Origin of the sequence: Xanthomonas sp. CFBP 8445 (assembly GCF_025666235.1) — a bacterium.
Taxonomy (GTDB): domain Bacteria; phylum Pseudomonadota; class Gammaproteobacteria; order Xanthomonadales; family Xanthomonadaceae; genus Xanthomonas_A; species Xanthomonas_A indica.
Map to the genome: position 1 here is coordinate 2,008,547 of NZ_CP102594.1, position 12,968 is coordinate 2,021,514.

The window sequence follows — 12,968 nt, forward strand, 5'->3', positions numbered from 1 at the left end:
ACGGGAAGCGGGACGCGGCGTCGGCGCTGCGGCCCTTGCTCAGTGCTGCAGCACGCCGCCCTGCAGATGCAGCGGCGCGCGCGCCTCCACCTGCGTCGCCGAACGACCCAGCAGCAGCTCGTAGTCGCCGGCGGCGATATGCCAGTGGCGCTTCTTCGGATCGAAGTCGGCCAGGGTCTTGGGCTCGGCGACGATGCTGACGTGGCGGCTCTCGCCCGGCTTGAGCATCACCTTGTCCCAGCCGACTAAGCGGATCGGGGTGTGGTGGCCCTGTGGCAGGCGCAGGTACAGCTGCGGCACGTCGGCACCTTCGCGATCGCCGGTGTTGCGCACGTCGAAGCTGGCGACGACGCGGCTACCGTCGGCCTGCACCTTGAAGTTGGCGTAGGCGAACGTGGTGTAGGACAGGCCATAGCCGAACGGATACACCGGCTCCAGGCCGCGCGCGGCGAACCAGCGGTAGCCGACGTTGGCGCCTTCGATGGTGTAGTCGACGCTGCTGCCCGGCGGTTGCGCCGGCTTGAAGCCCAGGCCGGGAATCGACGGCCGCGGCAGTTGCGACACGTCGCGCAGCCAGGTCACCGGCAGGCGCCCGGACGGGTTGACCTCGCCCAGCAGCAGCCGCGCCAGGCCTTCGCCGCCGCGGATGCCCGGGTACCAGGCCTCCAGCACCGCCGGCACCTGCTGCAGCCACGGCATCGCCACCGGGCCGTTGGTCTCCAGGACCACCGCCGTCTTCGGATTGGCCTTGGCCACCGCCGCGATCAGCGCGTCCTGCTTGTCGGGCAAGCTGATGTCCGGCAGGTCCACCGACTCGGCCGACCACTGCGTGGCGAACACGATGGCCACTTCGGCCTCGCGCGCCAGCTTGGCCGCCGCGGCCGGGTCATCGCCGCTGGCGTAGTCGATCTGCGCGTCGGGCAGGGCCTTGCGCAGCGCCTGCAGCGGCGAGGATGGATGGAACATCACCGGGCCCGGCCAGGTGGTCGGGGCGATGCCCGGCACCGCGTTGCCGCCGTTGACGGTGACGCCGACCATCGACGAGCCGCCGCCGCCGATCACGCCCTTGTCGGCATGCCCGCCGATCACCGCGATGCGGCGCAGGTTGCGCGACAGCGGCAGCAGCTTGCCTTCGTTGCGCAACAGCACCGTGCCTTCCTCGACCACGCGCTGCGCGGCCAGGCCGCCGGCGGCGTCGTCGATCGGCTGGTGCTGCGGCGGGTTGTCGAAGCTGCCGGTAGCGAAAAACGCGCGCAGGATGCGCTTGACCATGTCGTCCAGGCGCGCCTGCGGCACGGTGCCGGCGGCCACCGCCATACGCAGCGGCTGGTCGAAGTACACCGCCTTGTCGAACACTTCGCCGGCCGACTGCTGGTCCAGGCCGGCCAGCGCCGCCTTGGACCCGCTGTGCACGCCGCCCCAGTCGGACATCACGTAGCCGGGGAACTTCCATTCCCGCTTCAGCACCTGGTTGAGCAGGTAGTCGTGCTCGCAGCCGTACACGCCGTTGATGCGGTTGTAGGAGCACATCACCGAGCCGGGCTGGCCGATCTTCAGCGCCAGCTCGAAGGCCAGCAGATCCGACTCGTGCATGGCCTGCTCGCCGATGTCGGCGCTGTGGGTGTTGCGCCCGGTCTCCAGGTCGTTCATCGCGAAGTGCTTCATGGTCGAGACCACGTGCTGGCTCTGCACGCCGCGGATCGATTCGCCGACCAGCACGCCGGCCAGCAGCGGATCCTCGCCGGCGTACTCGAAGTTGCGGCCGTTGCGCGGGTCGCGCTGCAGGTTGACGCTGCCGGCCAGCAGCACGTTGAAGCCCTGCTGCCAGGCCTCGCGGCCCATGGTGGCGCCACCGGCGAAGGCCAGTTCGCGGTTCCAGGTGGCGGCGGTGGCAGGACCGGACGGCATCGCGGTGGCGTGGTCGCCAGGGCGGATGTTGCCGGGGTTGGTCACGCCGACGCCGGCATCGGCCAACTGCTGCGCAGGAATGCCCAGGCGTTCGACCGCCGGCACATAGCCGGCCGATCCGACCGCGCCAGGCGGCCGCGGGCCGCCGTCCTTCCCCAGGCCGAAGTAGCTGTGCAGCATCTGGAACTTCTCGTCCGGGGTCATTGCCTGCACCAACAACGTGGCGCGCCGGTCCGGCGACAGGCTGCGGTCGTTCCACGGGCGCTGCGCAGCGGCGCTGGCGTGCGGCGCGGAGGCTGCGCGCGCGGCGGTCGCCGGCGGCGCGGCGGTGGCGGGCGCGGCCAGCGCGAGGGTCAGGCAAAGGGATCCTGTAAACGTTTTCATATCGGGGCGAACAGCCTCTCTAAGCAGATGAAGGGAAGGCGCATCGGGGGAGTCGGGGGGAGAGTGGAACCGCGCGTCAGGACGGGGCTTCGTCGCTGCGCATGACCGGGTACAGGCGGTAGCGCTCGTCCCAGGAACTGTGGCGGCGGTAGAAGAACTCCAGCCGCGCCTGCGGATCCTTGGCGAAGGCCGCGTCGTGTTCGAGCTTGTCCTCGAACTCCGCCTTGAGCGCCGGGTCGCTGGCCAGCATCTGCCGGGCCACGTCCTCGGCGACGTAGTCTTCCATGTATTCGGCACGCTCGAACGCGCTGTTGAACTCACCCCATTGCAGCAGCGAATCCGGCGCCTGCGGTTCCAGCAGCGCCATCAGCAGCCGCGCCTTGGGCTGGGCGATCGGCACGAACAGCGCACCGGCGCCGACCGCGCGGGTCTCCGCTTTCCAGGCGCCGGTGACGCTGAGCCGCTGGTGGCCTTCGGACGAGCGGGCGGCGAAGTCGGCGGTCTCGGCACGGAAGGTCTGCACCGGCAGGGTGGCGTCGTGCTCCAGGGTGCGGAAGGCGATGCCGTGCTGGCGCAGCTTGGCGCCGACCAGGGCGGCCTGCGCCGCCGGCACCACGTAACCGGCGCGCGGCGCGGCGACTTCGACGCTGGGTACGATCTGATCGCGCAGCGGCACCCGCCAGAGTTGCGGGGTGCGTTCGTCGTAGCGGGTCATCAGCGCGCCGGAGACCGGCGAGGGCGTGCGCGTGTAGGCGTAGCCGCGGAAGTCCACCAGGTGCGAGGCGTCGGTGGTGCGGTAATCCAACGCCACCGTCTTACCGCCCAGCGCTTGCGCGCGCGCGTCGGCGGCCAGTGCGTCGGCGCGCCATTGCGCGCCGTGCCGCGCCACCTGCTGCAGCACCGAGACGATGGTGTTGCGGGTGATGCGCACGCGCTCGGGGTAGCGCTTCCACGAGTGCGTTTCCACCAGCATGCCGAAGCGGTTGCGCAGTTGGAAATAGCCGTGCGAGAAGCGTGGCGTCGGCACGCCGTCCTCGAAGCCGGAGGCCGGGTCGTCGTTGACCACGAACGAGGGGTAGTAGGGCAATGGCAGCGAGCCCTGCCGCTTGAGGTCGGCGAGCACGCCGTCGCGCAGGCGCAGGCCGTCGCCGCGCAGCGCGGCGTCGCCGGCGTGCAGCGGTTCCACCTGGATCGACACATCGTGCTCGAACTGCGCGCCGTCGGTGACGTGCAGGTCCACGTACAGCAGCGGATCCCACTGCTCGACCAGGCGCAGCATCGCCTGCATCTCCGGCGCATCGGCCTTGACGTAGTCGCGGTTGAGGTTGAGGTTCTGCGCGGTGGTGCGCCAGCCCATCTGCTCGGGGCCGCGCTGGTTGGGCCGGTTCCAGGCGCCGAAGCGCTCGTGCCCGTCGACGTTGAACACCGGCACGAACAGCCACACCTGCTTGTCCAGCGCGCCGCGTGCGGCCTGGCCGTCGAGCAACTGGCGCAGGGCCAGGAAACCGGCGTCCTTGCCGTCGATCTCGCCGGCGTGGATGCCGCCCTGGATCAGCACCACCGGCAGCTTGCGCGCCTGTGCAGCCGCGGGATCCAGCGCGCCCGCGGTGGACACCGCCAGCGCCTTCATCGGCCGGCCTTCCGGCGTGGTGCCGACGTCGAAGCAGCGCACCGCTTGCGGATAGCGCTGCGCGAACGCATCGCACAGGGCGATGGTCTCGGCGTAGCGGCCGGTGCGCGCGAACCCGCTGCGCTCGGCCTCGGTGGACAGGCCCGCCTCGCTGGCCAGCGACGGCATGCTGCACAGCAGCATCGGCAACAGCAGGGAGGCCAGCCTGGCTCGGATCATCTCGGCACCGTCTCGGGACAGACCCCCATGATGCGGGCAGCGCGCCGATTGCGAAAGCACCCTAGGGCATGTCGCCCATTCCCGAGCATGCCGCGCCGCGATTGCGCGTGCCTGTGGCAGGGAAGAGCGAGGACGTGGACGTGCGTCCACGCCCGAGCGACGACGCGGCCACTGGCACGCGCAATCGCGGCCCTTCGGGTTGGGCCTGGCAGGCGCGCGGCCGGCGCCGCGCGGCTTGACCTGACGGCCAGTCAGGCGCTGCGCCACGCAACGCCGGCCGCGCGCCTGCCAGACCCAACGCGGCATCCTCGGGAATGGGTGACACGCCCTAGCGGTTCGATTCGCCGGAACGATCGGGTAACCTTCTGAAAATTTTGCCTGGACGAGGGCCCGTGAGCAGCCAAGCCACCACGAGACACGCCGCATGAGCGCGGCGCAAGAGCGCGCCACTGCGCGCATGCCGCGGCAGATTCCGTACATCATCGGCAACGAGGCCTGCGAGCGCTTCAGCTTCTACGGGATGCGCAACATCCTGGTGCAGTTCCTGATCACCTCGCTGCTGCTGCAGGAAGTGACCGCGCCCGGCCGCGAGGCCGAGGCCAAGCACATCATGCACAGCTTCATGATCGGCGTGTACTTCTTCCCGCTGCTCGGCGGCTGGTTGGCCGACCGCTTCTTCGGCAAGTACAGCACCATCCTCTGGTTCAGTCTCATCTACTGCGCGGGGCATCTGTGCCTGGCGCTGTTCGAAGGCCATCGCACCGGCTTCTTCCTCGGCCTGGGCCTGATCGCGCTGGGCGCGGGCGGGATCAAGCCGCTGGTGGCTTCGTTCATGGGCGACCAGTTCGACCAGGGCAACAAGCACCTGGCCAAGGTGGTGTTCGACGCGTTCTACTGGATCATCAACTTCGGCTCGCTGTTCGCCTCGCTGCTGATTCCGCTGGCGCTGAAGAACCTGGGTCCGGCGTGGGCGTTCGGCATTCCCGGCATCCTGATGCTGGTGGCGACCCTGGTGTTCTGGGCCGGGCGCCACCGCTACGTGCGCGTGCCGCTGCCGCCCAAGGATCCGCACGGCTTCGCCCAGGTGGTGCGCACCGCGTTGCTGCGGCAGGCGCCGGGGCAGGGCCGGCCCGGGCTGGCCCTGGCCGGCGTTTCGGTGCTGCTGGCGCTGGGCACGTTCGCGCTGGTGCCGACGCTGGGCCTGGTGATCTGCCTGTGCCTGGCGTTGGTGCTGCTGCTGGCGGGCATCGGTGGCGGCACCTGGTGGCAACTGGAACGCGCCCGCGCGGTGCATCCGGACGCCGCAGTGGACGGCGTGCGCGCGGTGCTGCGGGTGCTGGTGGTGTTCGCGCTGGTCACCCCGTTCTTCTCGCTGTTCGACCAGAAGGCCTCGACCTGGGTGCTGCAGGGCCAGCAGATGCAGATGCCCGACTGGTTCAGCGCCTCGCAGATGCAGGCGCTGAATCCGGCGCTGGTGATGCTGCTGATCCCGTTCAACAACCTGGTGCTGTACCCGCTGCTGCGCCGGCGCGGCTACGAGCCGACCGCGTTGCGGCGGATGACCGCCGGCATCGCCTTCAGCGGCCTGGCCTGGATCGTGGTCGGCAGCCTGCAGGTGATGATGGACGGTGGCGACGCCTTGTCCATCGCCTGGCAGATCCTGCCGTATGCGCTGCTGACCTTCGGCGAAGTGCTGGTCTCGGCGACCGGCCTGGAGTTCGCCTACAGCCAGGCGCCGCAGTCGATGAAGGGCGTGGTGATGAGTTTCTGGAACCTCACCACCACCGTCGGCAACCTGTGGGTACTGCTGTCCAACGCGGCGGTGCGCAATGACCGCGTCACCGCCCACATCGGCAGCACCGGGCTCAGCGAGACCGCGTTCCTGATGTTCTTCTTCGCCGCCTTCGCGTTCGTCGCCGCACTGCTGTTCGGGCTGTACGCGCGCCGCTACCGCATGGTCGACCACTACCGCCCCGCCTGAGACCCCGCATGCCCTCCGTCACCCCCGTCAACCTGATCCTGATCGTCCTCACCGTGCTGGTGTCGTGGGCGGCGTTCAACAACCGCCGGCTGCTCGACCGGCTGATCCTGTGGCCGCCGGCGATCGACCGCCACAAGCAGTACGACCGGCTGGTGACCTACGGCTTCATCCACGCCGATTTCCCGCACCTGCTGTTCAACATGGTCACGCTTTACTTCTTCGGCGGCCCGATCGAGGTGCTGATGGAGCGGATGACCGGCAACATGCTGGTGTACCCGCTGTTCTACCTGTCGGCGCTGGTGGTCTCGATCCTGCCCAGCTACCTGAAGAACCAGAAGAGCCCCAACTACATGAGCCTGGGCGCGTCCGGCGCGGTGTCGGCGGTGCTGTTCGCCTTCATCCTGATGGCGCCGTGGACCGGGATCTTCTTCTTCTTCATCCCGATCCCGATCCCGGCGATCCTGTATGCCGTGTTCTATGTCGGCTACAGCATCTGGATGGACCGCCGCGGCGGCGACAACGTCAACCACAGCGCGCACCTGGCCGGCGCCGCGTTCGGCGTGATGTTCCTGCTGATCATGGAGCCGTCGGTGCTGCAGCACTTCCTGGGCGAGCTGGCGAACCCGCGCTTCGGCCGCGGGTGATGTGCTGCGCGGCGGCGCCTGCGCGAATGGGCGGCGCCGCGCGTTCGACCGGGTCGGGTTCGAGGCGTTGAGGTGGATGCTGGCGCTTCGCTGCGGCCGCGGATGACCGCCACTGCATTGCGCATGGGCTGGCTGCGGCGGCCCGTGTGGCCGCCGTTGGCGCTCAGCGGGTCTGCTGCCCGCGCAGCTGCACCTTGGCGCTGCCGATGGCGGCGTTCTCGTAGGTGCGCTTGAGGCGCTGGTAGACCTCGTCGTCGAGCTGCTGGAACTCGCCGCCCTGGTGGTCGCCGCTGACCGACAGTTGGAACAGCCCTTCCAGCAGGGAGGCGTTGTGGTCGCCCTGGTCGTATTTGCTCTCGTTCTCGCTCATGCGCGTGGCTTCCTGTTGGATCGCTGCGTAATGGGAGGTGCAACTCCCATGCCAGGTTTGCGGCCTGTCCTGGCGGTATCGGCCGCGCGCGGCACGACTTGAGCGGCGCGCGGCTGACCCGCCGCGTCGGTGGCATGACGCGTTGGGGCAGATGCTTCACATGGCCGCGGCACGCGGCAGAGGACACTGCGTCTCCGCGCCACGTCCATTTCCGCATGTCCGCAGCCAACGTCCCGATCGCGCACGATCCGCAGCAGCGCCGCTTCACCCTGGAGGTCGACGGTCACCGCGCCGAACTCGACTACGTGCTGGAGCAGGGGCGCATGGTCATCACCCACACCGGGGTGCCGACGCCGATCGGCGGGCGCGGCCTGGCGGCGCAGCTGGTGACCGCCGCGCTGGACCACGCGCAGGCGCAAGGCTGGAAGGTGGTGCCGGCGTGTTCGTACGCGGCGGTGTTCATCCAGCGGCATCCGCACTACGCCGCCCTGCTCGGTTGAGCGCGCGGCATCGCAACGGCGCGATAATGCGCGCACTTCCACAAAAATCGCAGGAACAGGGGCAGTCGACGTGAGCAGGGCAGAGACGATGGGCAACGGGCGGATGGCATGGACGGCGCTGGCGGTCGCGGCGGCGCTGGCAGTGGCCGGCTGCAAGCGCGAGGAACCGGCCGCCGCACCGGCACCCGCCGCGGCACCGGCGCAGAGCGAGGCGGCCACGCCGGCGGCATCGGAGCAGGCGCAGACCGCACCGCCGGAACTCAAGGACATCGTCGAACACAGCCCCAGCTATGTGGTCGGTATCACTTTCCCGCCGTCGATCAACCGTTACCCGGGGCTGGCCGACGCGGCCAACCGCTATGCGCAGAACGCGCGCAGCGAACTGATGGAAGCGGTCGACGGGCTCGGCAACGATCGCCCGCGCGCGCCCTACGAACTCTCGCTGCAGTTCGAGATGCTGCTGGAGCGTCCGGACCTGGTGGCGTTGAGCGCCGATGGCAGCCGCTACACCGGCGGTGCGCACGGCGAGCCGCTGGTGGCGCGCTGGGTATGGCTGCCGCAGCAGCAGCGCATGCTCACCGCCGAGACGCTGATCCCGGATGCGACGCACTGGAAGCAGGTGGCCGCCTATGTCGCCGCGCAGCTGCGCCAGGCCGTGCAGACGCGGGTCGATGCCGAGCAGGTGCCGCCGGAGGATCAGGAGGAGCAGGTGCGCAGCGCCAGCAAGATGATCGCCGAAGGCACCGAGCCGCAGGCCAGCAACTTCAGCCAGTTCCAGCCGCTGGTCGATGCGGCGGGCAAGATCACCGCGCTGCGCTTCGTGTTCCCGCCGTACCAGGTCGGGCCATACGCCGATGGCACGCAGACCGTTGACGTGCCGGCCAGCGTGCTGCGCGAACTGGTGGCGCCGGAGTACGCGCCGCTGTTCGCCGCCTGAGCGTTCGCCGGCGCGCCGCTGCGCGTCGGCGTGTGCCTCCGGTGCATGGCGTCGACAGCGCGCGGGAACGCAACCCATGCCCTCGTCGGCGCGCGGCGCAATGGGTAGGATTGACGGCTACCCCACTTGCAATCGATGTCTCATGGGCAGTTTCGATCAGACCGAGCGACGTGTGGCGCACACCTGCGCGCGCTATCCGGCCTTCCCACGCGAACCCGCCGTCCTGGTCCGGCTGGTCAAGCATCTGTACAAGCGCGTGCATGCCAACGCCAGCGGCGTGCTCAAGGACTACGGCATCAGCCCGCCGGAGTACGAGATCCTGATGATGCTGTACGGCACGCCCGAGCAGCGCATCACCCCTACCGAGGTGGCCGAGGCCGCGGGCGAGAAGCCGGCCAACATCACCCGTCTCACCGACAGCCTGTGCAGCAAGGGGCTGCTGTCGCGCACCGCCAGTCCGGACGACCGTCGCAAGGTCGCGCTGACCCTGCAGCCGGCCGGCATCGCCCTGATCGAGCGGCTGCTGCCGGACGTCTGCACGTTCCTGGATACCGAGACCGCGGCGCTGGATGCCGGCGAGCAGCAACAGTTGGAGATGCTGCTGAAGAAGATGCTGGCCGGCATCGACGGCCTCGACGCTGCCGCCGAGTCGATGACCTAGGCGCCGCCGCCCAGGGCGCGCGTTTCCCGTCCCGCAGCCTCTTCTGTACCGCATGGGTGCCGGCTGCCTGGACGCCAGGGTTCCGCTGGACCGCGGCGCGCAGCGGGATCGAGCAACAAACGCAGCGTGCGCGCATGGCGGCGCAGCGGGCGGCGGCGCGTGGCGCGGCCACTCGCGGACCACCGCGCTGCGGTGAACGAGGGTGGGACGACGGCGCTGTCTGGAAGTGGCAATGTCACTGACGCGGCCAGTCGTGGCGCCTCGCATCGCGCGGGCACGCGTGGCGGGTCGGTGTCGGACCAGGCCGGTGCGGGCGGCAAGGGCGGTGCGCAGGCCGACAACGGGCAGGCGCAGGGGCAGTCCGGTGGCGCGGCCTCGCCGGGCGCGAGCGTCAACGCCTCCAGCGACGGCCAGTACGCCGTGGCCGCGCACGACGCAGCACGCGTCGCCGTCAGGATTGCGGACAACAAACACCACGCCCGGCGGAGCCGGGCGTGGTGCGTGAAGCGGTTGGTCCGGTGTATGTTGCCGCGCTGTCGCCGCAACCGGGCCACGGCACGGCCGCATGGGCCGTGCCGCGGCACGCCTCAGTGGGCGCTCGGCGTGGCGGCAGGCGCGGCGTTGAGGCCGCGTTTCTCCAGCAAGGGCTCGATCTGCGGGGCGTGCCCGGCGAAGTCCTGGAACAGCTGCATCGCATCCACGCTGCCGCCGCGCGAGAGCAGCGTCTTGCGGAAGCGGTCGCCGTTGGCGCGGCTCAGCCCGCCGTGCTGCTTGAACCACTGCTGGGTATTGGCGTCCAGCACCTCGGACCAGATGTAGGCGTAGTAGCCGGCCGCGTAGCCGCCCATGATGTGGCTGAAGTACGGCGTGCGGTAGCGCGGCGGCACCGGCGCATAGGCGATGCCGTCGGCGGCCAGCGCCTTGGCCTCGAAGTCCATCACGCCCGATGCCGGCGGCACCTGTCCGGCGCCGAGCTGGTGCCAGCGCTGATCCAGCATGGCCGCGCCCAGGTACTCGGTGGTGGCGAAGCCCTGGTTGAACTTGGCGGTGGCCACCACCTTGTCCAGCAGCGCCTGCGGCATCGGCGCGCCGCTCTGGTAGTGCTTGGCGTAGTGCTTGAGGATGGCCGGATCGTCGGCCCACATCTCGTTGACCTGCGAGGGGAACTCGACGAAGTCGCGCGGCACGCTGGTGCCGGAGAAGTAGGGGTACTTCACGTTCGAGAACATGCCGTGCAGCGCATGGCCGAACTCGTGGAACGCGGTGGTGACCTCGTCCCAGGTCAGCAGGGTCGGTTGCCCGGCCGGCGGCTTGGGGATGTTGAGGTGGTTGGCGACCACCGGCTTGTCGCCGGTCAGTGCCGACTGCGACACGTAGGAACTCATCCAGGCGCCGCCGCGCTTGGATTCGCGCGCGTACATGTCGGCGATGAAGATCGCCAACTGGCTGCCGTCGGCGTCGAACACGTCGTAGACCAGCACGTCGTCGCGGTAGGTCGGCAGGTCGGTACGCTGCTTGAAGGTCAGCCCGTACTCCTGGTTGGCGGCGTAGAACACGCCGTTTTCCAGCACGTTCTTCAGTTCGAAGTAGGGCTTGAGCTGCGCCTCGTCGAAGTCGTACTTAGCCTGGCGCACCTTCTCGGTGTAGTAGGCCCAGTCCCAGGCTTCGAGCTTGAAGCTCGGCTTGCCGGCGGCCTTCTGCTCCTGGTCGATCATCGCCTGCAGGTCGGCGGCTTCGCGCTTGGCGTTGGCCACCGCGGCCGGGGCCAGCTTGCCGAGCATGGCGTTGACCGCTTCGGGGGTCTTGGCGGTCTGGGTTTCCAGCGAGTAGGTGGCGTGGTTCGGGTAGCCCAGCAACTTGGCGCGGTCGGCGCGCAGCGTCATGATCCGCGACACCAGCGCGGTGTTGTCGTACGGGCCGCCATGGCTGCCGCGCGACACCGAGGCTTCGTAGATCTTCTGCCGCAGGGCGCGGTCCTTGAGCTGCGCCAGCGGCGGCTGGCCGGTGGTGTTGAGCAGGGCGATCACGTACTTGCCGTCGAGCTTGCGCGCCTTGGCCGCTTCGGCGGCTGCGGCGATCTGCGCGTCGGACAGGCCGTCGAGCTGCTTGACGTCGTCCACCACCACCGCCGCCGCGTTCACTTCGGCCAGCACGTTCTGGCTGAACTTGGTGCCCAACTCGGCCAGTTCGGCGTTCATCGCCTTGAGCTTGGCCTTGTCGGCGTCGTTGAGCTTGGCGCCGTCGCGGACGAAGTCGCTGTGGTACTTCTCGATCAGGCGCACGCCTTCCGCGTCCAGGCCGAGCTGGTTGCGGGTGTCGTACAGGGTCTGGATGCGGGCGAACAGCTTGGGATTGAGCGCGATCGCATCGCGGTGCGCGGCCAGCTTGCCGGCGTACTCGGCCTGCAGTTTCTTGCGCGTGTCGTTGGTGTCGGCACCGACCAGGTTGAAGAATACGGTGGTGGCGCGATCCAGGATCTGCCCGCTTTTCTCCATCGCCACGATGGTGTTGTCGAAGGTCGGCTTGGCGGTCTGATCGGCGATGGCCTGCATTTCCTTCAGCTGCTGCGCCATGCCGGCGTCGAACGCAGGCGCGAAATCGCTGTCCTTGATCTTGTCGAACTGCGGGTAGTGCAGCGGCAGCGGGCTTTCGGCGAAGAACGGGTTGGCCTGCGTGGCCGCCGTGGCGGCGGTGGGCGTGGTGGCCGGAGCGGCGTAGGCGGGCATGGCGAGTCCGAGCGTGGCGGCGAGGGCAAGGGCGAGGCGAGAGGTCATCAAGCGGTATCCGCAATCATGGTGATCGGGCAGGCTACCCCAGGCCGGCAGGCGTGACCCGTGACGAAAGCCATGGGAGCGCTGCAGCATCTGCGCGTATTTCACGGGGCTTTGCGGCATCTGGCGTGAACGTTGATGCAGTACGCTCTCCAGCATGCTGTGCCGGTGCAGGCACGTATGGGTGGTGCGTTGGCAGCGTGTTGTCTTCCTCCGCGCGGATGACGCGGGCGCGCGCGTGTGGCTGCCTGCTGGCGACGCCTGCGGCCACCGCGTAGCATCGGGTCGACCCAGCGCCGCAGCGGCGCGCCGCGCCACGAGGATCCATGGACACGCCGACCACCGCCTACGCCTTCACTGCGACCACGCTGGACGGGCAGGCGCAGCCGCTCGCCGAGTACGCCGGCAAGGTGTTGCTGATCGTGAACGTCGCTTCCAAGTGCGGCTTCACGCCGCAGTACGCCGGGCTGCAGGCGCTGTGGCAGCGCTATCGCGATCGCGGCTTGGTGGTGCTCGGTTTTCCCTGCGATCAGTTCGGCCATCAGGAACCGGGCGATGCCGCGGAAATCCGCCAGTTCTGTTCGCTCAGCTACGACGTCGATTTCCCGATGTTTGCCAAGGTGCAGGTCAACGGCGACGGCGCGCATCCGCTGTGGCGCTGGCTCAAGCAACAAAAATCCGGGCTGCTCGGCATCGCCGCGATCAAGTGGAATTTCAGCAAGTTCCTGGTTGGCCGCGACGGTCAGGTGCTGGCGCGTTATGCACCGACCGACAAGCCGGAAGCGCTGGCCGACGCTATCGAGCGGGCGCTGGGGTAAGTGGGGAACTGGGGTAGCTGCGGGTACCGGTGGCTGCTCTTGTGGAAGGGACTTCAGTCCCGACGCTTTTCAGCTAAACGCGTCGGGACTGAAGTCCCTCCCACGATATTTCGCCACTATTCGCTTTGACCTGCCGTCGTGTCGC

The 12,968-nt window shown here is 69.1% G+C and carries 10 protein-coding genes; 6 read left to right on the forward strand and 4 right to left on the reverse strand.

Going from position 1 to position 12,968, the window contains the following annotated elements; all coding sequences use genetic code 11:
* Window positions 1-39 precede the first annotated feature (39 nt).
* On the reverse strand, window positions 40-2,292 hold the full coding sequence (locus tag NUG21_RS08480) for a beta-glucosidase family protein (RefSeq protein ID WP_263392804.1): 2,253 nt from the start codon (window positions 2,290-2,292) through the stop codon (window positions 40-42).
* 76 nt (window positions 2,293-2,368) lie between these two features.
* Window positions 2,369-4,141 (reverse strand): M14 family metallopeptidase, encoded by a 1,773-nt coding sequence (locus NUG21_RS08485; protein WP_263392805.1) that lies wholly within the window; start codon window positions 4,139-4,141, stop codon window positions 2,369-2,371.
* A 424-nt stretch (window positions 4,142-4,565) separates the two neighbouring features.
* Between NUG21_RS08485 and NUG21_RS08490 the strand changes: the two genes are divergently transcribed.
* Together NUG21_RS08490 and NUG21_RS08495 are read left to right on the forward strand one after the other, a co-directional pair.
* Window positions 4,566-6,122 carry a POT-type proton-dependent oligopeptide transporter gene (locus tag NUG21_RS08490; protein WP_263392806.1) on the forward strand — a complete coding sequence of 519 codons (1,557 nt, stop codon included), beginning with the start codon at window positions 4,566-4,568 and terminating at the stop codon, window positions 6,120-6,122.
* Between the two features lie 8 nt (window positions 6,123-6,130).
* Window positions 6,131-6,766 (forward strand): rhomboid family intramembrane serine protease, encoded by a 636-nt coding sequence (locus NUG21_RS08495; RefSeq protein ID WP_019797059.1) that lies wholly within the window; start codon window positions 6,131-6,133, stop codon window positions 6,764-6,766.
* Between the two features lie 163 nt (window positions 6,767-6,929).
* On the opposite strand, the gene NUG21_RS08500 is transcribed toward NUG21_RS08495, so the two are convergent.
* The gene (locus tag NUG21_RS08500) at window positions 6,930-7,136 is read right to left on the reverse strand and encodes a hypothetical protein (RefSeq protein WP_019802552.1); all 207 of its coding nucleotides are present in this window, start codon (window positions 7,134-7,136) and stop codon (window positions 6,930-6,932) included.
* Window positions 7,137-7,351: 215 nt separating this feature from the next.
* On the opposite strand from NUG21_RS08500, the gene NUG21_RS08505 reads away from it, so the two are divergent.
* The 3 genes from NUG21_RS08505 to NUG21_RS08515 all read left to right on the forward strand — a co-directional run bounded on the left by NUG21_RS08505 (window position 7,352) and on the right by NUG21_RS08515 (window position 9,234).
* Complete coding sequence (locus NUG21_RS08505; RefSeq protein ID WP_242160496.1) at window positions 7,352-7,636, forward strand: GNAT family N-acetyltransferase; 285 nt, start codon at window positions 7,352-7,354, stop codon at window positions 7,634-7,636.
* A gap of 103 nt (window positions 7,637-7,739) precedes the next feature.
* Window positions 7,740-8,573: a PdaC/RsiV family protein gene (locus tag NUG21_RS08510; RefSeq protein WP_242082964.1), complete on the forward strand. Its 834-nt coding sequence runs from the start codon at window positions 7,740-7,742 to the stop codon at window positions 8,571-8,573.
* 142 nt (window positions 8,574-8,715) lie between these two features.
* Window positions 8,716-9,234: a MarR family winged helix-turn-helix transcriptional regulator gene (locus NUG21_RS08515; RefSeq protein WP_160945996.1), complete on the forward strand. Its 519-nt coding sequence runs from the start codon at window positions 8,716-8,718 to the stop codon at window positions 9,232-9,234.
* Window positions 9,235-9,821: 587 nt separating this feature from the next.
* Here the strand turns inward: NUG21_RS08515 and NUG21_RS08520 are convergent.
* Window positions 9,822-12,008: a M3 family metallopeptidase gene (locus NUG21_RS08520; protein ID WP_263392807.1), complete on the reverse strand. Its 2,187-nt coding sequence runs from the start codon at window positions 12,006-12,008 to the stop codon at window positions 9,822-9,824.
* 323 nt (window positions 12,009-12,331) lie between these two features.
* Between NUG21_RS08520 and NUG21_RS08525 the strand changes: the two genes are divergently transcribed.
* A complete protein-coding gene (locus NUG21_RS08525) occupies window positions 12,332-12,823 on the forward strand; it encodes a glutathione peroxidase (RefSeq protein WP_019796315.1) in 492 nt (163 codons plus the stop codon).
* Window positions 12,824-12,968: the final 145 nt, after the last annotated feature.